We start from the raw sequence: 23,011 nt of genomic DNA on the forward strand, positions 1-23,011 counted from the left end.
CATGCGCGTGAAGATGTTCGGACGCTTTGCGGAGATGCTCGGGGGCGAACTGGATGTGGATGCGACCACCGTGGGAGAACTCCTGGAACGCCTTCGCGCCCAATATCCAGTCCTCCGGCGGGAATCCATCCTGGTGGCGGTGAATCACGACCTGGTGCAGAACCCGGACCATCCCCTCACCGATGGAGACGAGGTGGCGGTGTTTCCCCCTGTGGCCGGAGGATAGGCATGGACGTTCTCCTCACCGAACAACCCCTTTCTCCTGACCAGGCGTATGAACATCTGGGAACACCAGGCCCGGAAGAGGGCGCCACGGTGGTGTTTCTGGGAACGGTTCGGGCGGATCGGGTGGGGGAGGATCGGGTGGTGGGAATCCATTATGAGGCCTATGCCGAGATGGCCCGGCATCAGATGAAAGCCATTCTGGAAGAGGCCCAGGGACGCTTTGGCGTGTTGAGGGGCTGGATGGCTCACCGGATCGGGTTTGTTCCGGTGGGTGAAGTGGCCTTTGTGGTCGCCCTCCGGGCATCCCACCGGCGGGAAGCCTTTGAAGCCCTTTCCTGGATCACCGACGAGGTGAAACGCCGGGTGCCTATCTGGAAAAAAGAGATGCTGGAAAGCGGCGAGACCCGCTGGAAGGAGGAAGACGGATGATTGACATCACGCCGAAACGTCGCACCTTCAGGGAAGCCACCGCCCGGGCACGGGTGGAGATGGACCCCGAAACCCTCCGCGCCATCCAGGAGGGGAGGGTTCCCAAGGGGGACGTGCTGGAGATCTCCCGGAGCGTGGCCTTTCACGCAGCCAAATTCACCCCCCATCTTCTTCCCTTCACCCATCCGGTGGACCTCACCCATGTGGCGGTGGACTATGTTTTTGAAGACCGGGCGCTCGTGATCCGGGTGACCTGTCGGGGACTGGACCGCACCGGCTTTGAGGTGGAGGCCATGCACGCGGCGGCTGCGGCGGCCCTCAACGTGTATGACATGATCAAGCCCCTGGATGCCACCGCCCGCATCGCGGAGATCGTGCTGGAGGAAAAACGCGGCGGGAAGAGCACCTTCCGGGATCGTCCGCCGGAGGGCATGCGGGCTGCGGTGCTGGTGGTGTCCGATTCGGTGGCGGCGGGGAAGAAAGAGGACCGTGCGGGGAAGACCATCCGCACGCGCCTGGAAGAACTCGGCGTTTCCGAGATCGCCTATGCGGTGGTGCCGGACGAACCGGATCTCATCCGCGAGAAGGTGGAGGCCTGGATCCGGGAAGGACGGGAACTGGTGATCACAACGGGTGGAACGGGCCTTTCCCCCCGGGACCGGACGCCGGAGGCTTTGCGGGGTCTTCTGGAGCGGGAAATTCCGGGTGTGGCGGTGGCGTCGCTGGTGTATGGCCTGGAGCGCACCCCCTATGCCATGCTCTCCCGTACCCTGTGCGGGGTGACGGGAAACACGGTGATCCTGGCCCTTCCGGGCTCTTCCCGGGGGGCACGGGAGGCGATGGACGCCCTGTTTCCCCATCTTTTTCACCTCTACCGCGTTCTGAAGGGCGCGCGGCATGATGGATCCTGAGCGTATCTCTTAACCCCTGTCTCACCCCTTTTCGGAAACAAAAGGACCATGGACCCCCTGAGGGGGTGAAGTGCCTGTCTGGCAGCGCTATTTCGACGGTCCCACAAATGAAATAGAAAAAGACCCTAAAATCTCATTTTTGGGATAATATTGTTTCTGCGAACATATTATCTCCCTCCCGTTCCCTCCGTGGATCAAAGGGAATCCACCGGTCACGCCGACTTTTCAGGCAGAATCACGATCCACAGGACCATTCTGGCAACGTTTTTGCCGTGCCCCTCCCCACACCAGGAGGTGAACGATGGGAGAGAACCGGGTGGATCTCACCAGAAGGACGCTCCTCAAACGGATGGGAGCGGGGCTGATGGCGCTGGGGGCAGGGCCCCTGTTCGGGGAGACCTTCTCCCTGTTTGAACCGTTCCGTACAGATAACCCTCTTGCTCACTATCCAAACCGGGACTGGGAAAAGGTCTATCGGGACCTCTGGAAATACGACTACGCCTACACGTTTGTGTGCGCCCCGAACGACACCCACGAATGCCTCCTTACCGCACAGGTGAAGCACGGCACGGTGGTTCGGATCGCACCCACCTTCCGGTATCATGAGGCCACGGACATTTATGGTAACCGGCCTTCCCGCCGATGGGAACCCCGATGCTGCCAGAAAGGACTGGCCCTCCCCCGCCGGTTTTACGCAGACCGCCGGGTCAAATATCCCGTGATCCGAAAAGGTTTTCTCGAGTGGTTCCGGGACGGCTTTCCCCGGGAGGCGGACGGACGGGTTCCGAAGAAATACGTGGAAGGCCGGGGACGGGAGCCCTTCATCCCCATCACCTGGGAGGAAGCCTTTGAGATCACCGCAAAAGCCCTGAAAAATATCGCCGAAACGTACAGCGGAGAAGAGGGGAAAAAACGACTGCTGGCTCAGGGGTACGATCCCCTTATGGTGGACGCCATGGAGGGTGCGGGCACACAGGTGCTGAAATTCCGGGGGGGCATGCCCCCTCTCGGTGCCATTCGGGTGTTTGGCATGTATCGTCTGGCCAACAACATGGCTCTCCTGGATGCCCACATTCGGAAAGTGGGACCCGACAGGGCCCGGGGTGGACGGGGATGGGACAACTACTCCTGGCACACGGACCTTCCTCCTGGACACCCCATGGTCACAGGCCAGCAGACGGTGGACTGGGATCTCGCCTGCGTGGATCACACGAAAAACATCATCGTCTGGGGCATGAACTGGGTGACCACCAAGATGCCCGATGTCCACTGGCTCACGGAGGCAAGACTCAAAGGTGCTCAGGTCACCCTGATCACCTGTGAATATTCGTCCACCGCTAACAAAGCTGATCACGTACTCGTCATCCGACCCGGCACGGATCCCGCCCTTGCCCTCGGGTTTGCTCACGTGATCCTCAAAGAGAAGCGCTATGATGAAGCGTACATCAAACAGTACACCGACCTTCCCATGCTGGTCCGGATGGACACCCTCAAGTTTCTGAAACCTGAGGATCTGGATCCCGCCTACACCCCCCGAAATCTGGAGAGTGTTCAGGTGTTGAAAAAGGGGGAAAAGGCTCCCCCCATGACGGAGCAGCACAAACCCATCATCGCGGAAGAGATGCGGCGTGCGTGGAGCGACTATGTGGTGTGGGATACACGTGAAAACGCTCCCCGGGTGATTTCCCGTGACGAATACGGGAAAAACGCTCCTCTCCATGTGGCGCTGGAAGGATCCTTCACGGTGAGGCTTGCCGATGGCAAGGAAGTGGAAGTTCGACCGGTGTTCGACCTCCTCAAGCAGTACGTGATGGACAACTTTGACCCGGACACGGTGAGCGAACTTACCTGGGCGCCAAAAGAGGCTATTGTCAAAATCGCCCGGGACCTTGCAAACTATGCTGGCAATACCCTGATCGCTGTGGGGATGGGGCCCAACCAGTTCTTCAACAACGATAACAAAGACCGGGCCATCTTCTTCCTGGCCGCCCTCACCAGGAACATCGGACGGGTGGGAGCCAATGTGGGAAGCTACGCCGGAAACTACCGCGCCGCTTTCTTCAACGGCCTTCCCGTGTATATCGCCGAAGACCCCTTCAACATCCAGAAAGACGGGCAGGGGTCCATCGCGGTAAAGCGGTATTTCCAGCCCGAGTCCGTCCACTATTTCAACGAGGGAGACAAGTATCTCAAAATAGGAAAGAAGGTGGTCACCGGTCGCACCCACATGCCCACCCCCACCAAAAGCATCCTGGTGTCCAACTCCAACTCTCTTATCGGTAACGCCAAGTGGCATTACGACACCGTGATGAACGTGTTCCCGAAGATCGAGTTCATCGGAGTGCTGGAGTGGTGGTGGACGGCCTCCTGCGAATATGCCGACATCGTGTTTGCGGTGGACTCCTGGGCGGAGTTCAAATCGGTGGATGCCACCATTTCGGTGACCAATCCCTTTCTCATGATCTTTCCCCGGTCGCCTCTGCCGCGGATCTTCAACACGCGAGGGGATCTGGAGGTTCTGGCGGGCATCGCCCGGGCGCTCGCGAAGGAAACCGGCGACGAACGCTTCAGGGACTATTTCCATTTTGTCCACGAGGGCAAGGCCGAAGTTTATCTCCAGCGGATTTTTGATCACAGCAACGCCCTCCGGGGCTACGATGTGAAGGAGCTGGAGGAACGGGCGAAGCAGGGCATTCCCGCCCTCCTCATGACCCGGACCTCCCCCAAATGGGTGGGATATGAGCAGATGGAAGAAAACCGACCCTGGTACACCAAAACGGGGCGGCTGGAGTTTTACCGGGATGAAGATGAATTTCTGGAGCACGGAGAGAACCTGCCCGTCTATCGGGAGCCCATTGATTCCACCTTCTACGAACCCAACGTGATTCTGGCCCGTTCCCATCCGGCGATCCGCCCCAAGCGGCCCGAGGACTGGGGGGCCTCTTCAGAGGACCTCTCGGCCCACACCCGTCAGGCGCGCAACGTGGTGAAATCCTGGGAGGAACTTAAGAAAACCCGGCATCCGCTGCATGAAAAGGACCGGCGATTCCGGTTTATCTTCCACACGCCCAAGTTCCGTCACGGAGCCCACACCACCGCCGTGGACACCGACTTCATCGCGGTGCTGTTCGGCCCTTACGGGGATATTTACCGGCGGGATCGGAGGATGCCCTATGTCACGGAGCTTTTTGTGGACATCAACCCCCTGGATGCGAAGGAACTGGGGATCGAGGACGGGGATTACGTGTGGATCGATGCGGATCCCGAAGATCGACCCTTCCGCGGCTGGCAGAAAGCGGAGAAAGAGAAGGTGGAAGTGGCCCGGTTGATGGCGCGGGCCCGGTATTATCCCGGAACTCCCCGTGGCGTTCTCCGGATGTGGCACAACGCCTATGCCTCTACGTTTGGCACGGTGGAAGGCATGAAGCAAAACCCCACCGGGATTGCGCTGAACCCCCGCACGGGATATGTCTCGCTTTTCCGACATGGCTCGCATCAGAGCTGCACGCGGGGCTGGATCAAACCCACCCATATGACGGATTCCCTGGTTCGCAAGGGACTGTTCGGCCAGAGGGTGGGACAGGGGTTTGCACCGGATATCCACTGTCCCACGGGTGCCCCCCGGGAGGCTTTCGTGAAAATCGAGAAGGCCGAACCCGGAGGAAGGAACGGCAAGGGGGTGTGGGAGCCGGTGAAAAAAGGAATCCGCCCCACTTATGAGGACAGAGACTTCAAAAAATACCTGGATGGGGAGCTTGGCTAAGGAGGTGGATGATGGCCAAAGTGTACAACTGGCAGCTGGATCGCAAAATGGACTACATTTACGAGGAGTCCAGGCCACAGCGTCAGGTGGCCTGGGTGTTTGACATCAACAAGTGCATCGCCTGTCAAACCTGCACGGTGGCCTGCAAAACCACCTGGACCTCCGGACCCGGTCAGGAGTACATGCTCTGGAACAACGTGGAAACCAAGCCATATGGAGGGTATCCCCTCCGCTGGGATCTGACCCTTCTCAAGATGCGAAAGGAACTTCGGGCTGAACACAAGACCATCTTTGAAGCGGCGGGGATGACCGAACGGGCCCTGGGCTATCTCCCTGAAAGCGACGACTACATGTATCCCAACATCGGCGAAGATGAGTGTGCCGGTATCGTGGAAAAAGGCGCCTTCTTCAGCGGAATCCATCAGGTCTGGATGTTCTATCTGGCTCGAATCTGCAACCACTGTACGTACCCTGCCTGTCTTGCCGCCTGTCCCCGTCAGGCCATTTACAAGCGACCGGAAGACGGCATTGTGCTGGTGGATCAATCCCGGTGCCGGGGATACCGTGAATGCGTGAAGGCCTGCCCCTACAAAAAGGTGTTTTTCAACGTTGTCACCCGTATTTCCGAAAAATGTATTGCCTGCTATCCCCTGATTGAGCGTGGAGAACAACCCCGTTGTGTCCAGACCTGCATTGGAAAAATCCGCCTCCAGGGCTTTCTGAACCAACCGGATCGCCCGGATCCGGAAAACCCGCTGGATTACCTGGTGTATGTCCGAAAGGTGGCCCTTCCCCTGTATCCTCAGTTCGGACTGGAACCCAACGTGTATTACATTCCCCCGGTACACGTGCCCCGAAAATTCCTCTATCAGATGTTCGGAGGCAAGGACGCCGTGGAACACGCCATCGAGACCTATCGCCAGGCCCGGGAGGACAAAGAACTGCTGGGGGCCATGCTCCTTTTCGGGGCCACGGAGAAGATCATCCACCGCTTCCGGGTGGACGATCAGTTTGCCTACGGTTTTGACGAGCAGGGAAATGAAATCTGCCGGGTCCCCTTTGAAGAACCCATCCACTTCCGTCCCCTCTTTGATCGGAATCGAAAGGTATACCGTTTGAACATCACCTGAGGAGGGGTGCTATGCGTATTCTGGTCTGGTTGCTGGTCCCCGCGGTGATGGGGGCTCAGGAAATCGTGGCCCGCTATGTCCCGGACATCCCCTTCCGGGACCCTGAAAGCAAAATATGGAGATCCGTTAAGCCGGTAACGGTGAAACTCCTTCCGCAGACGATCATCTCTCCTCATCTGAACCGTCAGACGGTGCAGGAAATGCGGGTGCGAGCCGTATACAACGATCTCTGGGTGGCGTTGCTCCTTGAATGGAAAGACAACACCCGGGACGTGTATACCCTCCCGGATGGTTTTCCCGATCAGGTGGCGGTTCAGTTTCCGGTGAAACTTATCAATGGAAGTCCCCCAAGCTTTATGATGGGCAATCCCGGTGGACGGGTGCACATCGTGCAGTGGAAGGCCATCTGGCAGGAGGATGTGGAGAAAGGCTATGTGAGTCAGCGGGACCTTTTCCCCAACATGTGGGTGGATCAGTACTGGTTTGTTGACGCGCCTCAGCGGGGACCTCGTCGGGAAGTCCCGCCCTACCCTCCGGACATTGAGGAGTTTCGCGATCCCCGTGCGTTTGAATGGGTTCCCGGGTATCAGGCACACAATCCCGATGTTTCGTTTTCCCGAAAGGAACCGGTTCGCGAGTTCTCCGCAGAGGGGTTTGGAACCCTGGCGGCTCAGCAAATCCAGGAAGCCCGGGGGTGGGGGGTGTATGACGAAAAACGCCGGATGTGGCGGGTGGTGATCGCCGTGCCACGGGTGAGCGAGGATGCGAACAATGCGAACTTCCCCCACCGGACTTTTGTGAGTTTTGCCGTGTGGAATGGAAGTGAAGAGAACAGGGGTTCCCGGAAAGCTTATGCTCCGTGGATCCCCCTGATCCTGGAGGGCATGCCATGACGGTGGCAAAAGAAGAACTTTTGAAATCGGCCGATCGGTACCGGTTTTTCAGCCACGCTTTCCGGTATCCCGATGGAGAAGTGCTCCGGGCTTTTCTCGATGAACTTCGCGAGGTATGGCCCGAGGCTTCAGATCTTTCACGCTCTCTTCAGGAAGATCTCCCCCGTCTTCAGGAATTCTATATGCCTCTTATGAAGGGCGAAATTCCCCTTTCCCGGGTGAGTTACACCCTGCAGGTGGCCGCGGATCTCCAGGGGCTGTACCGGGTTTTTGGGGTTCAGCCCCGGAGTGGTGAAAACCCGGATGCTCTGCCCGTTGTTCTGGAATTTGCCGCCTTCATGAAGACCAAAGAAGCCCTGGCACCTGACCGGGAACGGGCGGAGATCGCCCGGGAGGGCTACCGGAAACTCCTCGAGGACCTTCTTCTCTGGATCCCTAAATTTTCCTCCCGGGTACGGGAGCATCTCTCCGGAACGTTCTATGCCCGGTGCGCGGTTACCCTTGAGCGTTTCGTTCATGAAGAAGCCCGGGCGCTGGGGTTCCAAACCGAATCGGAGCCGAACCCATGACGATGTGGGTGGCGTTTTTCATCGCGCTGGGCGGATGGGATGGCGCTTTCCGGGTCCGCATGGAAAGCCGTAAGGGATGGGATCGTACGCCGGTGCTCATGCGGACCCGGGTGGGCTGGACCTGGAGTGGTGGGCACACTCGACTGTTTGTGCAGGTGCAGGACTCCCGCCAGATGGGGGAGGAGTGGAATACCCTTGCCGATGGAAGCGCCGATCAGATGGACCTTCACCAGGGATTTGTTGAGGTACAGGGCAAGCGTCATCCCTGGAGACTGAAGATCGGCCGGATGGAGGTGAAATATGCCAACGAGCGCCTTCTGGGGGCAGTCGGCTGGGATAACATCGGACGGAGTATGGATGGCGGGATTTTCCGGTACGGAACGGAAGATTGGGTGGATGTCTTTGGTTTTGTCCTTCGGGACGTGGACAGCCTTCGTCTCCGGCTGGGCGGTGTCTGGGCAAAGCGGGGTCCTTTCCAGATGTTTGCCATTCTGGAGAACCGGGGGGATCAGGTGGACTGGAATCGGTTGACCGTTGGAGGGCTGGGAGAGACGAGGTGGTCGGATACCCGACTGTCTGTGGAAATGGCCTATCAGGGCGGCCGCTGGGTGCAGAATGTCTCTGCCTATATGCTCTCCATGTCTATGGGACATCCCTTCGGTTGGGGACAGGGAAAGGTTGCTGTGGATCTTCTGAGCGGTGATGATCCCTCCACGGCAGATGTGTCGGAAGTTTTCCACACCCTCTATGCCACCAATCACAAGTTCTACGGGTTCATGGATTTCTTCCTCAACATTCCCCGGGATACGGAAGGGAAAGGCCTCGTGGACGGGTATGTTACCTTCGAGACAAGAGACCTTGCCGGGGCACCGGTGGCCCTCCGTCTGGATGTTCATCATTTCCGCGCCCATCGGGGGGGAGGTGTGTGGGGAAACGAGGTGGATTTGACGTTGAAATCCCGTCTGGATCGAGCATCTGTTCAGGTGGGGGCATCGGCCATGTTCCCCGGAGAACTCGGGGCATCCCGCTGGGGAGAGGGTGTACACTGGTGGACCTACGCGATGGTGACCGTGGTGTTCCGTTCTTCGGGAGAGAAAACATTTCCTGAGGGGTAACAGGGAGAAAAACCATGCGTACGTTGATTGGTGGACTGGTGGCGGTGATTCTGGTGCTGGGCTTTTTGCTGGTTCTGAGCTTTGGGAGTCGGGGTATTGTGGCGCGCAGAGCGCTGGAGCAAGGACGTCCACCCAATGTCCTGGCGGATAGCCGGGATGCGTGTGTGACCTGTCACCGGAAGGCCACGCCGGGCATCGTGGAGCAATATGGGACCAGTCGTAAAGCGGTTCAGGGGGTGTCCTGCCGGGATTGTCATGAGGTGAAGCAGGGGTATCCCGGTAGTGTGGAACACGAGGGAACGTGGGTGCTTGCAACGCCCACCACGGCTGTGTGTGAAAAGTGTCATGGGAAAGAGGTCCGGGAGTTTTATCAGAGCCGCCACGCCCTGCCTGCGTATGTGGCTTATGCGGGAACCCAGGGCCTTTCACCGGACCTCCTGGAGATGTATCGGAACATTCCCGAAGGAGGTTTTCAGCCGGATCGTTCCCGGAACGCTTTGTTTGCCCTTGAGGGCCCGGAGATCACCCGGTTTGCCTGCCAAGGGTGTCACGATATTGGGAAGCCCGCACCGGATGGATCGGTGGGAGACTGCAGCAAATGTCATCTGCGCCATGAATTCAGCCTGGAACAGGCCCGCAAACCCGAGACGTGCAACGCCTGTCACATTGGACCGGATCACCCTCAATGGGAGATCTATCAGGAATCTCCTCACGGGATCGCTTATCTAACACAGGGGCATACCTGGAACTGGGGGGCGAAGGCCGGGACCCTCACGCCGGCGGACTTTCCAGCTCCCACCTGTGCGACCTGTCACATGAGCGGATTTGGAGGGACGGCCACCACTCACGACGTGGGAGATCGCCTCACCTGGTTTCTCTTTGCTCCCATAAGTCAGCGCCGACCCGCCTGGCAGGATAACCGGGTACGGATGCAGAGCGTGTGCAGGGCCTGTCACAACAAGCGTTTTGTGGAGGAGTTCTATGAGGCTGCAGATCAGGCGGTGATGGCGGTGAACCGGCGGGTCGAAGAGGCCCGCAAGATCATGACAGGTCTTGGCCGCGAGGGCCTGCTCACCCCGGAACCCTTTGATGAGCCGGTTGATTTTGTGTATTTTGACCTGTGGCATCACTGGGGTCGAACCGCCAAATTCGGTGTGTGGATGCAGGGACCGGACTATGTTCAATGGCACGGCATTTATGAGCTCATGAAAGAGATGGTAGAACTCCGGGAACTGGCGAAGGAAAAACGTCACGCGACCCGGAACCGCAAGTGAGAAAGGCCGGAAACGCTGCTCTTCGGATGGGAGGTAAGAATGGAACTTTTGAACCGTTTTGGGCGGGACCAGTGGATGATGCTTCTTGTGTCGCTTGGGGAAATGGGGCTTGGGGTGGAGATCGGTCTGGCCCATCTGGAAGACGGCCATCTTTCGCTCTGGGAGTGGGTTCCTGTCATCGGGGGGGTGCTCATCGGCGGGATGCTTTTGCTTGCGGGATGGTTATCGCTGAGACGGTATCGCCTGGCGGTAGGGGTTGCATCGGTTGCTCTGGTGTTAGGGGCTGTTCTCGGGATGGTGGGAGCTTATTTTCACGCGGTGCGGGCGGGTGTGGTGAGCGGTTCCTGGGTGGCGCGGCCGGATGTGTTTGTCTGGGCTCCGCCCATCATGGGCCCTCTGGCCTATGTCATGTTTTCTTGGCTGGGGTGGAGCGCTCTGGTGCGGGAAGATCCGCCAGGAAGCGGGTGTCTGGAGGTGTTGGGACGGAAAGTGTGTTTGCCCTACAGCAAATCCCGGGCGTATTGTTTCATTGTGAGTTTCGGGACGCTCATTGCAGTGGTGAGCAGCGCCCTGGATCACGCGCGTGCGGGGTTCGGACATCCTTCCACACATGTTGCCCTGGGTGTGGGCGTGTTTGCCACGGTGGTGGCTGCCCTCATGGGCTGGATGAAAAACCCTAGGCCGGGAGATATTCGTACCTATGTTCTGTCCATGCTCCTGCTCATTGCAACGGGGGTTTGGGGCAGCGTGCTCCACATCCGGGCGAATCTGGAGGGAACCGTGGCCCTGGTCACGGAACGATTTATGCGGGGAGCCCCACCGCTCGCCCCCCTGCTCTATTCTCTCATCGGAGTGATGGGTCTTCTGGTGCTCTTCCCTGAAAAACCTGGAGGGATAGAAGCCCGTGGGAAGTCTGGGCCGGGCATGGACTGAGACGTCGCTCCGTTGCGAATATCGGGGGTAATGGATCGCTGTTTCGGGATGGATGGAGTTCGGGAGGGGAGAGGTTCCTGAGAAAGCGGCCTGATCTCGCCCCTGGGTTGTGCCAAACGGTACGGAACCCTAACGACTCCCATCGAACTTTTGTCGTCATTCATGGAGGACTTTATGCTTTGGGAAAATCCTGCAGGAGCTCTGCAGGGGAAGGAGATCCGAACGATCGGCCTGAATGGGTTGCTATTGCGAAGAGAGAAGCGTACAATTGAGACCCATGGATACCCTTTCTCCCCTGTGGTTTCCGGTGTTCTTTCTGGTGGCGGTGCTCTACAGCATGGTGGGTCTGGGAGGGGGAAGCGCCTATGTAGCGTTCCTCACCCTGGCCGGACTTCCCTACGACCGGATTCCCGGCACGGCCCTGGGGCTCAATCTCCTGGTGACCACCCTGGGATTCGCCCTTCACCGGAAGAACCTCCCGTCCGGAAGCAGGCGGCTTGTGCTTCTGTATGGTCTTGCGATCACGGGAGCGTTCCTGGGCAGTCAGATCCACCTTTCGGCGCAGGCCTTTTATCTCCTTCTCGGGTTCACCCTGGTGGGATCGGCCCTGCTCAATCTTTTCCGGATCCGCAGGGAAAGACAAGGAGAACCCCGGTGGGTCCCCGTGTATCCCTTTGCCTTTCTCTTCGGATTTCTGGCGGCACTGGTGGGGATCGGGGGTGGCATTTTCCTCGCGCCCATCCTGCTTCTTGCCGGATTTTCCGCCAGGGAAAGCGCGGGGATCACCTCCCTCTACATCGCCCTGAACTCCCTGGTGGGATTCGCGGGGCACACCCTTGCCGGACGGGTTTCCCTGCCCCTTCTGGGGGTGCTGGGCGGGGTGGTGGTGATGGGTGCGGTGGTGGGGGCCACCCTGGGGTCCCGCCGCCTTCCCGAACGGGTGGTGCGAACGGCGTTGATCTTTCTGGTGTTGGCCATCGGTTTGCGGATCACCTGGATGGGAGTGCGCACATGATTTCCTTTCACGAAGCCCGGAAACGCCTGAAAAAAACCTGGTTTCGTCTGCCGGCGGTGAGCCGGAGCCTGAAGGAAGCTTCCCTCCATGTCCTGGCTGAAGACGTGGTGGCACCGGTGGACCTTCCCCCGTTCACCAACGCGGCCATGGACGGGGTGGCCGTGGCTTTCCCTCCAGGTCAACGGATCCTCCCTGCCGGAACCACTGTCCGGGTGGTGGGGGAGGTCCGGGCGGGGGAGGTGTTCCGGAAGCCGATCGGTGCGCTGGAAGGGGTGTGGATCTTCACGGGCGCACCGGTGCCGGAAGGGGTGCATGCCGTGGCCATGCGGGAAATTCTGGATGTGGGGGACGGATGGGTGCGCCTCCGGAAAGCCGTTCGGCGGGGAGAGCACGTCCGCCCCCGGGGAGCGGAAGTCCGGAAAGGTGCGCGGGTTCTCCGGTCAGGCACGCTCCTCACGCCCCTGGAACTCGGAGGTCTTGCCTCCCTGGGGATCCGGGAGGTCCGGGTGTTTCGCAGGCCCCGGGTGGCGCTCTTGACCACCGGAGATGAGGTGGTGGAACCCGGAAGGTCCCTGGCCCCGGGAAAGGTGTACAACGTTCACAGCACAAGTCTCCCGCTTGCGATGGAGGGGTGGGTGGAGGAGGTGGCCCACCGGCATTTGCCGGATACCCGTGAAGCGGTGGAAAGGGCGCTGGAGGACGCCCTGACGTGGGCGGACGTGGTGATGTTTGCAGGAGGGATTTCGGCAGGGGATTACGATTTTGTCCGGGATGTGCTGGATGCCCGGATGGAGCGAGTGTTCTATAAGGTGGCCCAGAAGCCGGGCAAACCTCTGTATTTCGGAAAAGCCCGGAACACGCTGGTCTTTGGCCTCCCGGGCAATCCTTCGTCGGCCATGGTCACCTTTCTGATGTATGTGTTTCCCACCCTCCGGGCACTGGCCGGGCATCCCCGGCCGGATCTTGAGGCCGTCCGCTTGCCTCTTGTGAAGGAATTCCGGAAAAAGCCGGATCGCACCTGGCTGGTGTGGGCGCGTGAAACGGCGAGGGGACTCCGGGTGTTTCCCGAACAGGCTTCCCACCGGCTTGTGAGCTTTGGGGGAGCCACCCACCTGGCCCTTCTCCCCGCCCGGCGGGTTCGCTTCCGGGAAGGGGAGGTGGTGCAGGCCTTTCGCCTTCCGTTTGTGTAATCGTCTGCCCTTTCCCGTTCACCCGGCAGGCTTTATGATGGGAACCCACAGGAGACGGAAGGATGCTGAACCTTGTGTTGCTTGTGAACGATGACGGGGTGGAGGCGGAAGGCCTGCGGGTGCTGGAAGAGATGGTCCGCCCGCTGGCCCGCAGGGTGGTTGTGGTGGCCCCCCGTCATGAGCAGAGTTCCCGCAGCCACGCCATCACCCTCCGGAAAGCCCTTCAGGTGGAGCACCATGGCCCGGACCGCTACAGCGTGGACGGCACACCCGCCGATGCGGTGCTGGTGGCCCTGTTTGGCCTTCTGGAAGCACGACCGGATCTGGTGCTTTCGGGGGTGAACCACGGACACAACCTGGGAGAGGACGTGTTCTATTCGGGCACGGTGGGAGCAGCCCGGGAAGCGGCCCTGTACGGGATTCCCGCTGTGGCCATTTCCCAGGGCCCCCAGAACGGGTCCTTTCCCTTCCACACCACCCGGGAGGTGCTCCGCAGTCTCCTTCCCCAGCTTCTGGGGTTTCCCCCCTTCCGGTTGCTGAATATCAACATCCCGGGGGTGGAACCCGGTGACGTCCACGGAGTCCGGGCGGTTCGGCTGGGAAGCCGCGTGTATGAGGATCCGGTGGAGCAGGTGGGGGAGGACCGGTTTCAGATCGGAGGATCTCCCCGGTGGCATCCCCAGGAAGGAACGGATTTGTGGGCCATTGAACAGGGGTATGTCACCCTGACCCCCCTCACGCTGGATCTCACGGACCATGAAGGACTTTCCCTCTTTCAAACCGTCCGCCTTTGATTTTGAGGCGGAACGCCGGCGGATGGTGGAACAGGACCTGAAGGCACGGGGCATCCAGGATCCCCGGGTGCTCCAGGCCTTTCTGAAGGTTCCCCGGGAGCGCTTTGTCCCGCCCCGGGAGCGGGCGCACGCCTATGCGGATCGTCCCCTCCCCATCGGTTTCGGACAGACCATCTCCCAGCCCTACATGGTGGCCGTGATGCTGGAAGCCTTGGAACTCACCGGGAGGGAAAAAGTGCTGGAGATCGGCACGGGCTCGGGCTATCAAACCGCCCTCCTTGCCGAGCTCGCCCGGGAGGTCTTCACGGTGGACATCATCCCGGAACTGGTGGAACAGGCCCGATGGGTTTTGCGGGACCTGGGATACCGGAACGTTCACTTCCGGGTGGGGGACGGGGGAGAGGGATGGCCTGAGCATGCTCCCTATGACCGGATCATCGTGAGTGCGGCCATGCCGGAAGTTCCGCCGCCTCTCCTGGAGCAACTCGCCGATGGCGGGATCCTGGTGGGTCCCGTGGGAGCCCTCCTGGAGCAGGACCTCATCCGGATCCTGAAAAAGGGGGACGAATTCGTAACGGAACGGCTGGGACGGTGCGCCTTTGTGCCGATGCGGGGAAAGTGGGGTGTTTAGGGTTGCGTGGTGGGTGAGAGCAGCCCGGCCTTGCGGGCTTCCCGAAGGAGGGGATCCGGAAGGCGAAACTCGATGTTCTCGATTTCCCCTTCAAGTTCGATGAGTTCTCCGCCCCCCAGATTCAGGAGTTTGTCCACGGCTTCCTGAACGATCTCTTCCGGTGTGGAGGCTCCGGCCGTGATGCCCACGGCGCGAATACCCTCAAGCCAGGCGGGGTCCACGTGGTGGATGTTTTCCACAAGGAAGGCCCGGGCGCCGTGGCGTTCGGCCACCTCCCGGAGGCGGTTGGAGTTGGAACTTTCCCGGGAGCCGAACACCAGAACCACATCCACCATCTGGCTCATTTTCTTCACGATGTCCTGACGGTTCTGGGTGGCATAGCAGATGTCGTCCGCGTGGGGTTTCCGGAGCTTCGGAAACCGGCGGGAAAGCACCTCAATGATTTCCCGGGTCTCGTCCACGGAAAGGGTGGTCTGGGTGAGCACGGCCACCTTTTCGGGATCGGGCACGTCCACTCGCTGGGCATCCTCCAGCGTTTCGATAAGGATCATGTGGTCCGGGGCCACGCCCATGGTACCCTCCACCTCCACGTGGCCGGCATGACCGATGTACAGGATGGTGTAGCCCTCCCGGGCATACCGCAGGGCTTCCAGGTGCACCTTGGTCACGAGGGGGCAGGTGGCATCAATGACCTTCAGGTTACGTTTCCGGGCGGCTTCCCGCACGGCGGGCGACACCCCGTGGGCTGAGAACACCACCACCGAACCTTCCGGGATCTCGTTCACGTCCTCCACAAACACCGCGCCCTCGGCGGCGAGATCACTCACCACCTTCCGGTTGTGGACGATGGCGTGGCGGACATACACGGGAGGCCCATAGAGCTGGAGGGCCAGACGAACAATGTCAATGGCCCGATCCACTCCCGCACAGAATCCCCGGGGTCGGGCGAGCACCACGTCGAAAGTGTTTTTGTTGACCTGCATGGTCAAGATGATACGCGTTCCCACAGGTTCCGTCAACCTCCGGGACCATTCGGTCACATGGAGGTGAAGGGCGGGTGGGCGGATTGAACAAAGCGGGGGCGACAGCGCCGCCCCCGGAATACGCACAGGCAGGGCGTTTTTCTTCAGGCTTCCAGGGCTTCGGCCAGGATCTCGGCGAGATCCTTCACCTGCGCCTGACCCTGGAGCGAATTCACCCCGTCCGTGATCATCCGCTGACAGAAGGGACAGCCCGTGGCGATCACCTCCGCACCGGTCCGGAGCGCTTCTTCCGTGCGCTCCACGTTGATGGCTTTGGTGCCCTTCTGCTCCTCTTTGAACATCTGGGCTCCGCCCGCACCGCAGCAGAAGCTCCGGTTGCGGGAACGCTCCATCTCCACCACATCGTCCGTGAGGGTTTTGAGCACGAACCGGGGTGCATCGTATTCTCCGTTGTGCCGGCCCAGATAGCAGGGATCGTGGAAGGTGACCTTTTCGGCAAGCCGGGTCTTCACCTTCAGGCGTCCGGATTTCAGGAGCTCCTCCAGGAACTGGGTGTGGTGGATCACCTCGTAGTGCCCGCCGAAGTCGGGATATTCGTTTTTCAGGGTGTGGAAGCAGTGGGGGCACAGGGTCACGATCCGCTTCACCCCGAACCGGTTCAGGGTTTCCACGTTTTCCACCGCCCGCATCTGGAAGAGATATTCGTTTCCAGCCCGGCGGGCAGGATCTCCCGTGCACCGCTCGTGCTCGCCGAGCACCGCATAGTTGACGCCCGCGGCTTCAAAGATCTTCACCAGGCTCCGGGCGATCTTCTTCGCCCGGTCGTCCGTGGAGGCCATGCACCCCACCCAGAAGAGCACGTCAAAATTGGGGTTCTCCTCCACCGTGGGCACCGAGAGCCCCTCCGCCCACTTCATCCGCTCGCTCCAGTGGACGTTCCAGGGATTCGAAAGACGCTCGATCCCCGTCATCATGGTGTTGAGCTCGGCGGGGAACTGGCTTTCCATCAGCACCCGGTCCTGGCGGATCTGGAGGATGGTGTGCATCTGTTCATTGCCCACCGGGCAGACCTCCACACACGCCCCGCAGGTGGTGCACGCCCACAGGGCGTCGTCGTTGATGGCGTATTCCATCAGGGGTCGGGTGGGCTCACCGGACGCCACCTTCGCCAGGGTTTTGTTCACCTCATACCGCATGTTGATGATGAGGGCCGCGGGCGAAAGAGGTTTTCCGGTGGCATAGGCCGGGCACACCTCCTGACAGCGGTTGCACATGATGCACGCATACAGGTCCAGCACCCGTGCAGGATGGAGATCTTCAAGACGGGCCGCACCGAACTGTTCCACCGTTTCGTCTTCCAGGTTCAGAGGTTCCAGATATCCCAGGGCCGGAAGATCCAGCCGATAGGCCCATTTCACCGGTGCAAAGAAGAGATGGATGTGCTTGGAATAGGGGAAATACGGGAAAAACGCCAGAATCAGCCCTAGGGCAAGCCACCAGGCGCCGTGATGGAGAAGGGTGAGCAGCTGGGGGGAAAGTCCGGAAAGCGTCTGAGCCAGGGCGGCCGCGAAGGGCATCCAGGTCTCACCGTTGGGGTGGAGGGCCAGGTTGGCCGACTCCGAGAGGAGACGCCCCCCCACGTGGAGAAAGATGAAGCCCGCCACAATCAGAGAATCCCGGGGAATCCCTTCCCGGACCGCGGGATGAAGGGGCACGTTCTCCCGGAAAGAAAGCCGGGGATCCCCCACCACAAACCGGCGGACCACGAAATACACGATGCCCACCAGGGCCAGCACGGACAGGATGTCGGCCGACAGGTCAAACACGTGCTGAACAGGGGTGGTTCCGAAAAGAAGAAAGCCGTCTGCAAACCCCCGGATGGCGTCCTGGAGATTCACCAGGGCATAGACCAGAAAGGCATAGAAGATGAAGGCGTGAAAAAGACTGGTGAAGAACCGGGCTTTGAACACCGGAACCTGGAGGAGCACCAGTTCCAGTGCTTTTTCCCAGCGGGGTTTGCGGTCTCCCAGGGGACCCCGGATCAGCCGATCCAGGGCATCCACCCACCACCAGCGTCCTTTCGGCCGTGCGTCCTCCGGAAGGGGGCGCATGAGCACCCGGAGGATGTGTCCGAACCCCCGGAGGGTGAACCCGGCCGAGAGCACCACTGCCAGCACAAAAAGAATCCGTTCCACAAAACTCAGCATGGCCTTACCTCCTCAAAGCACCTGAAGATCCTTGGGAAATCTGGTCAGGTTTTCCACACCCGTCTCGGTCACCCGGACCATGTCTTCGATCCGGATCCCGAACTTTCCGGGAAGATACACACCGGGCTCCACCGTCACCACCATGTTGGTCTCCAGAAGGGGATTGTCCGGGTTGTGCACGGACAACCCGGGGTATTCGTGGATCTCCAGACCCACCCCGTGGCCAAGGCCGTGGGTGTAGAACGATTCAAGTCCCGCTTGACGGAGAACTTTTCGGGCCTGTTCGTCGGGAACCCGGCTTCGCACCCCATCCCGGATCACCTGGATGGCGATTTCCTGGGCTTCCAGCACGGCCATATAGGCTTTTTTGAACTCCGGATCGGGGCGTTCAGGACCCACCCAGAAGGTTCGGGTCATGTCGGAACAATACCCTTCCACCACCGCCCCCACATCCACGAGAAGCACGCTGTTGGGCTGGATGGGTACGGGTCGGGACTGGGCGTGAGGCACCGCGCTCTCCGGACCGGAGGCGATGATGGGATCGAAGGAAACGTCGTCCGCACCCCGCTTTTTCAGACGATACTGGAGTTCCACCGCCAGGTCCCTTTCCAGCGTTTTCCCCGGGGTCAGTTCCCCCAGAAGTTCCGCCACCACCTCCTCAATCATCTTCTGGGCTTTCTTCATCCGGGCAATTTCGTCCGGTTCCTTATGCGCCCGTACGTATTCCAGAAGGGACCCCACCCGCACCCGCTGAAGGTCCTTCTTCCGGAAGACCTTCTGGATCCGCATCCAGCGCTCCACGGACAGATGCCAGGACTCCAGGCCCACCCGGACCCCCACGGGGAGAAGATCCACCGCCACGCTCCAGAGATCCTCCCCCGGGGAGATGATGTGAACCTGGACACCGGGGAAGGCCTCTTCCTGGGCCCGACCGCTATAGCGCCCATCCGTGATGAGATGAACGTCCTCCTGGGTGACCACCACCATCCCCGAGGTCCCGGAAAAGCCCGTGAGATACCGGACGTTCACCCGGGAGGTGGCCACCAGGGCAGAGATCTTGTAGCGGGCAAAACCAAGACGAACCCGATTCCATCGTTCCATTCCCGTCCTCCCTTATGCGTGTACGGGTTGCGTTCGTTCCAGGGCCCACACCAGTTTGGACCGGCCTTCCGGGTGAAGACCGGTGAGGCGAGAAAACAGATGAGAAAAGGACCGGACCAGGCGGTCCGGGCCTTCCATTTCCAGGAAAATCCCCCGTTCGGTCCCCACCCACACCTCTTCCCGATGGAACACGCCCACCTCACCTTCCCGAACCACCGTCTGTTTCCCCCGTTCTCCCACCAGATCCACCACCACCTCCAGGCGGTCCAGGGGCGGGAGCATCGCTTTCAGACGGGGCGGGAGATCCCGGGGGTCGGGAGTCTTCAGAAAGCGTAGGGCCTCCCGGTAGGGCACGGCCACTTCTTCTTCCCTCCGGATCACCCGGTCCGGGAGCACCCGCTCCCCTCCTTTCAGAGTCCACACCGCCCGGCGGGCGAGGCGCAGACGGAGGGCCAGGCGGTGCCGGGCGAGTGTCCGATCCGGCGTGTCCCAGTAGAGATCCCGATAGGAAAACCACGAAACCTCTCCCGGTATGCCCCCCCACAGGGTCAGGATCTCCCGGATCCAGCCGGGAGGAGGCATGCAGTCCAGACGAAATTTGACCTCAATCTCCTGCATGGGTTTTGAGCAGTGCCCAGGGGATGAGCACGAGGAAGGCGATCACCGAGAGGAACACGTTGATCACCGTGTCCCCCCGGAGAAGCAGGAGATGGCTGGCCAGAATCATCAGGGTGGCCAGGCCGATGAGCACCCAGGTGGTTCGGGTGTAGCGGGGGGCCAGATAGGGCCGCTCAGGGGTTCTCGACGGCGCTTTGCGTGGCATCCTCCTCCTCCTTGTCAGGCTGGGTGATCCAGAAAGACTTCGGGGGCCGGAACACCCAGGTGGATGAAAGTCCATAAAAAGCCCGGCGAGCGTGAAGGACCAGGGCGAGTTCCAGTCCGTTCCGGGGTTTCGCTTTCAGGGCCTCCCGGAGCATCCATCCCACATCAAAGCCCCGCAGGGCAATCCGATCCATGTCTTCCCGGTATTGCCTGCGATAGGCACTCCGGGCAGCACGGCGGGCACGGGAAAGTTCCTGCCAGCCCTCCATCAGGGTTCCCCAGGCCGCATATCCGGGAGGGGGTACTCCCCGGGTGTGGGGAGGGAGAATCCAGAATCCCGGCAGACTGTCCTGAGCGTGGGCCTGGGTGATCCATTCCATCACCTCGCTTTCGGCGAGCACCACCACCCAGGGGGGGGAAACGGTCCGCACCAGATCCAGCTTTTCCAGCACGGAACTGGTGCGGTGGTCCATGGGGAACAGACGGACCACCACCTCCGCCGAATCCCGGCCGGGAATCACCCGGGGCAGCATCCGTTTCAATCTCCTGGCCAGCACTTCATAGGGAGGCTGTTCAAACAGGACAATCACCGTTTCGGCCTGCACCTCCTGAAGAAGCCGGGCCGCTTCCTCCACAAAGCGCAGATCCGCCGAAAGGTGATAGAGGATCCAGGGAGGGGTGGGCTTCATGGGTGCCATGGAGAGGGGAAGAATGCTGGGGATCACGTCTTTTTCCAGGAGGGGATACAGCGGCCCCACATCTCTGGAGAGAAGGGGACCCACGAGAACCAGGGGAGGGGTGTTCCGGAGCACGAGTTCCGGGTGCTGACCGCTGGAGACCCGGAGACGATAGCCCGCCTCCCCCAGGCCCAGGCGGAGACCGCGCACAAAGGCGCGGCCCACCGGGTGACGCTCCCCCCCGAAGGGGAGCCAGACCAGGAGGTCCTGTGTTTGTTCCCGGGCACGCCGGCGAAAGGCCGGGTTCTGGAGCCATGCAAGGGCCCGGGCGGTGTCCACCCCCCACAGATCGGCCATCACCCCCGCCATTTTGGCCTGAAGATCCCGGGTTTCTGCATCCTCAAACCCGGACACGAGCAGCCGGAAGGAGGCAAGACGGTCCCCCAGCACCCGGGCCGATCGGGCCCCCGCATAGGCCACGTATCCCCGGCGGGTTCCCCGGGGATAGGTCTCGAGAAAGGCCTGACTTGCCTCCACCGCTTCCTTCCAGCGCTGGAGCTGATACAGACTCAGCACCTCCAGATAAGCATAGGCTTCCCGGACCTTCGGATCCAGGGCAAAATCCTTTCCCTGCCGGGCGTATTCCAGCACCCGGGCATACTGCCCCTGCCGGAAAAGGGTCCGCACGCTGTCCAGCGTGACCGGTCCGGCAGCCAGCAAAAAGACGAGAATGTGTAACACGTTCTTCCCTTTTAGGGGAGGGGGTCACCCCCCTCCCCGAACGCCGGTTCAGCGCACCTTTTCGGAAACGCTCTTGCCCTGCAGGAAGAGGAGGAGATAGTCCCGGCCGCCCGCCTTGGAGTCCGTTCCGCTCATGTTGAACCCGCCGAAGGGATGGACGTCCACCAGGGCGCCCGTGCACTTCCGGTTGAAATACAGGTTCCCCACGTGGAATTCCCGGCGGGCTTTGGCGATGTGCTCCCGATCCAGGGTATAGACCGAACCCGTCAGACCATACTGGGTTCCGTTGGCGATCCGGAGGGCCTCGTCAAAGTCTTTCGCTTTGATCACAGCAAGCACGGGGCCGAAGATCTCTTCCTGGGCGATCCGGGCGTTGGGGTCCACATCCTTGAAGATGGTGGGCTGGATATAGAAGCCCGGCAGATCTTCGATCTTGCTTCCACCATGCACAAGCGTCCCTTCCGATTTGCCAATGTCGATGTAGGAGAGGATTTTGGCCTCGGCGGAGGCGTTGATCACAGGACCCATGAAGTGATTTTCGTCTGCGGGACCGATGGAAATCTTTTTCACCTCTTCCACCAGGGCCTCAAGGAACCGATCGTGAATGGACTCCAGGAGAATCAGCCGGGAAGCGGCGGAGCATTTCTGACCCTGATAGCCGTAAGCGGAAACCGCCACCGCCTTCACCGCCTCTTCAAACAGGCGGTCGTTCAGGCGGTCATCCACGATGATGGCGTCCTTCCCTCCCATCTCTGCAATCACCCGCTTAAGCCAGATCTGACCGGGCTGAACTTTGGCGGCTTCTTCATAGATCCGGATGCCGACGTCCCGGGAACCGGTGAAGGCCACAAACCGGGTGCGGGGGTGTTTCACCAGGGCCTCGCCCACCACCGACCCCGAACCGGGGAGATAGTTGAGCACGCCCGGCGGAAGTCCCGCTTCCTCAAGGATTTCGACCAGCACGAAACCGATGGCAGCCGAATCACTTGCAGGTTTGAGCACCACCGTGTTGCCGGCGGCGATGGCACCCACGCTCATCCCCGAAAGGATGGCAAGGGGGAAGTTCCAGGGAGGGATCACCGCGCCCGCACCCAGGGGGATATAGAAGTATTCGTTGATCTCACCGGGGAAGGGGGTGAGGGGCTGGGGTTCGGCATACCGCACGGCTTCCCGGGCATAGAATTCCAGATAGTCAATGGTTTCGGCCACATCGGCGTCGGCTTCCGCCCAGTTTTTGCCCACTTCATACACCATGAGGGCCGTCACTTCCGCCTTCCGGCGACGAAGGATGTGGGCTGCACGGATGAGCAGGGACGCCCGCTCCAGGGCGGGAAGCCGGCTCCAGGTTTCAAAGGCTTTCCAGGCGGCATCCAGGGCTTTGTTGACAAGTTCTTCGTCTGCTGCATGAATCTTCGCGACCACCTCGTCTTTCCGGGAGGGGTTGATGGACGTGAAGGTCTTGCCGGTGTGGATCCGTTCCCCGTTGATCACCACCGGGATCTCCAGGGGGAACCGGCCCCGCACCTCCCGGAGGGCATCCTCCATCGCCTTTTTGCTGGCGGGGTCGGCAAAGTTGGTGAAGGGCTCGTTGCGGAAAGGTTCAAACAT

The 23,011-nt window shown here is 60.6% G+C and carries 21 protein-coding genes; 14 read left to right on the forward strand and 7 right to left on the reverse strand.

Going from position 1 to position 23,011, the window contains the following annotated elements:
* Position 1 precedes the first annotated feature (1 nt).
* From AC6HU3_RS07115 to AC6HU3_RS07180, 14 genes are all read left to right on the forward strand, one after another.
* On the forward strand, positions 2-226 hold the full coding sequence (locus tag AC6HU3_RS07115; protein WP_497473081.1) for a MoaD/ThiS family protein: 225 nt from the start codon (positions 2-4) through the stop codon (positions 224-226).
* Positions 227-228: 2 nt separating this feature from the next.
* Positions 229-654, forward strand: coding sequence for a molybdenum cofactor biosynthesis protein MoaE (locus AC6HU3_RS07120; protein ID WP_497473082.1), 426 nt, complete (start codon positions 229-231; stop codon positions 652-654).
* Complete coding sequence (gene moaCB, locus AC6HU3_RS07125) at positions 651-1,565, forward strand: bifunctional molybdenum cofactor biosynthesis protein MoaC/MoaB (protein ID WP_497473083.1); 915 nt, start codon at positions 651-653, stop codon at positions 1,563-1,565. Before AC6HU3_RS07120 ends, moaCB begins: the two co-directional genes overlap by 4 nt.
* 301 nt (positions 1,566-1,866) lie before the next feature.
* Positions 1,867-5,328 (forward strand): molybdopterin-dependent oxidoreductase, encoded by a 3,462-nt coding sequence (locus AC6HU3_RS07130; protein ID WP_497473084.1) that lies wholly within the window; start codon positions 1,867-1,869, stop codon positions 5,326-5,328.
* Positions 5,329-5,339: 11 nt separating this feature from the next.
* The gene (locus tag AC6HU3_RS07135) at positions 5,340-6,458 is read left to right on the forward strand and encodes a 4Fe-4S dicluster domain-containing protein (RefSeq protein WP_497536301.1); all 1,119 of its coding nucleotides are present in this window, start codon (positions 5,340-5,342) and stop codon (positions 6,456-6,458) included.
* 11 nt (positions 6,459-6,469) lie between these two features.
* The gene (locus AC6HU3_RS07140; RefSeq protein WP_497473085.1) at positions 6,470-7,351 is read left to right on the forward strand and encodes an ethylbenzene dehydrogenase-related protein; all 882 of its coding nucleotides are present in this window, start codon (positions 6,470-6,472) and stop codon (positions 7,349-7,351) included.
* Complete coding sequence (locus AC6HU3_RS07145) at positions 7,348-7,920, forward strand: molecular chaperone TorD family protein (RefSeq protein WP_497473086.1); 573 nt, start codon at positions 7,348-7,350, stop codon at positions 7,918-7,920. The genes AC6HU3_RS07140 and AC6HU3_RS07145 overlap by 4 nt, the downstream gene beginning before the upstream one ends.
* Entirely contained in the window at positions 7,917-9,035 is a 1,119-nt protein-coding gene (locus AC6HU3_RS07150) for an alginate export family protein (RefSeq protein WP_497473087.1), read from the forward strand. The genes AC6HU3_RS07145 and AC6HU3_RS07150 overlap by 4 nt, the downstream gene beginning before the upstream one ends.
* Before the next feature lie 14 nt (positions 9,036-9,049).
* Positions 9,050-10,309 (forward strand): multiheme c-type cytochrome, encoded by a 1,260-nt coding sequence (locus AC6HU3_RS07155; protein ID WP_497473088.1) that lies wholly within the window; start codon positions 9,050-9,052, stop codon positions 10,307-10,309.
* A gap of 75 nt (positions 10,310-10,384) precedes the next feature.
* The gene (locus AC6HU3_RS07160; RefSeq protein WP_497473089.1) at positions 10,385-11,242 is read left to right on the forward strand and encodes a hypothetical protein; all 858 of its coding nucleotides are present in this window, start codon (positions 10,385-10,387) and stop codon (positions 11,240-11,242) included.
* Positions 11,243-11,519: 277 nt separating this feature from the next.
* Positions 11,520-12,257 (forward strand): sulfite exporter TauE/SafE family protein, encoded by a 738-nt coding sequence (locus AC6HU3_RS07165; protein WP_497473090.1) that lies wholly within the window; start codon positions 11,520-11,522, stop codon positions 12,255-12,257.
* The gene (locus AC6HU3_RS07170) at positions 12,254-13,447 is read left to right on the forward strand and encodes a molybdopterin molybdotransferase MoeA (RefSeq protein WP_497473091.1); all 1,194 of its coding nucleotides are present in this window, start codon (positions 12,254-12,256) and stop codon (positions 13,445-13,447) included. Before AC6HU3_RS07165 ends, AC6HU3_RS07170 begins: the two co-directional genes overlap by 4 nt.
* Before the next feature lie 62 nt (positions 13,448-13,509).
* On the forward strand, positions 13,510-14,241 hold the full coding sequence (gene surE / locus AC6HU3_RS07175; protein ID WP_497473092.1) for a 5'/3'-nucleotidase SurE: 732 nt from the start codon (positions 13,510-13,512) through the stop codon (positions 14,239-14,241).
* Complete coding sequence (locus AC6HU3_RS07180; protein ID WP_497473093.1) at positions 14,204-14,872, forward strand: protein-L-isoaspartate(D-aspartate) O-methyltransferase; 669 nt, start codon at positions 14,204-14,206, stop codon at positions 14,870-14,872. The genes surE and AC6HU3_RS07180 overlap by 38 nt, the downstream gene beginning before the upstream one ends.
* Here the strand turns inward: AC6HU3_RS07180 and ispH are convergent.
* From ispH to pruA, 7 genes are all read right to left on the reverse strand, one after another.
* Entirely contained in the window at positions 14,869-15,855 is a 987-nt protein-coding gene (gene ispH, locus AC6HU3_RS07185) for a 4-hydroxy-3-methylbut-2-enyl diphosphate reductase (RefSeq protein ID WP_497473094.1), read from the reverse strand. The two genes, AC6HU3_RS07180 and ispH, sit on opposite strands and share 4 nt — an antisense overlap.
* A 143-nt stretch (positions 15,856-15,998) precedes the next feature.
* A complete protein-coding gene (locus AC6HU3_RS07190) occupies positions 15,999-18,062 on the reverse strand; it encodes a (Fe-S)-binding protein (protein ID WP_497473095.1) in 2,064 nt (687 codons plus the stop codon).
* 12 nt (positions 18,063-18,074) lie between these two features.
* Positions 18,075-19,163: a M24 family metallopeptidase gene (locus AC6HU3_RS07195; RefSeq protein ID WP_497473096.1), complete on the reverse strand. Its 1,089-nt coding sequence runs from the start codon at positions 19,161-19,163 to the stop codon at positions 18,075-18,077.
* Positions 19,164-19,175: 12 nt separating this feature from the next.
* Complete coding sequence (locus AC6HU3_RS07200; RefSeq protein ID WP_497473097.1) at positions 19,176-19,781, reverse strand: CYTH domain-containing protein; 606 nt, start codon at positions 19,779-19,781, stop codon at positions 19,176-19,178.
* Positions 19,768-19,986, reverse strand: a complete 219-nt coding sequence (locus AC6HU3_RS07205) for a hypothetical protein (RefSeq protein ID WP_497473098.1) — start codon at positions 19,984-19,986, stop codon at positions 19,768-19,770. The genes AC6HU3_RS07200 and AC6HU3_RS07205 overlap by 14 nt, the downstream gene beginning before the upstream one ends.
* Positions 19,955-21,403, reverse strand: coding sequence for a hypothetical protein (locus AC6HU3_RS07210; protein WP_497473099.1), 1,449 nt, complete (start codon positions 21,401-21,403; stop codon positions 19,955-19,957). Before AC6HU3_RS07210 ends, AC6HU3_RS07205 begins: the two co-directional genes overlap by 32 nt.
* A 48-nt stretch (positions 21,404-21,451) precedes the next feature.
* Positions 21,452-23,011 (reverse strand): L-glutamate gamma-semialdehyde dehydrogenase, encoded by a 1,560-nt coding sequence (gene pruA, locus AC6HU3_RS07215; protein ID WP_497473100.1) that lies wholly within the window; start codon positions 23,009-23,011, stop codon positions 21,452-21,454.

The organism is Caldifarcimen microaerophilum, from assembly GCF_055387105.1.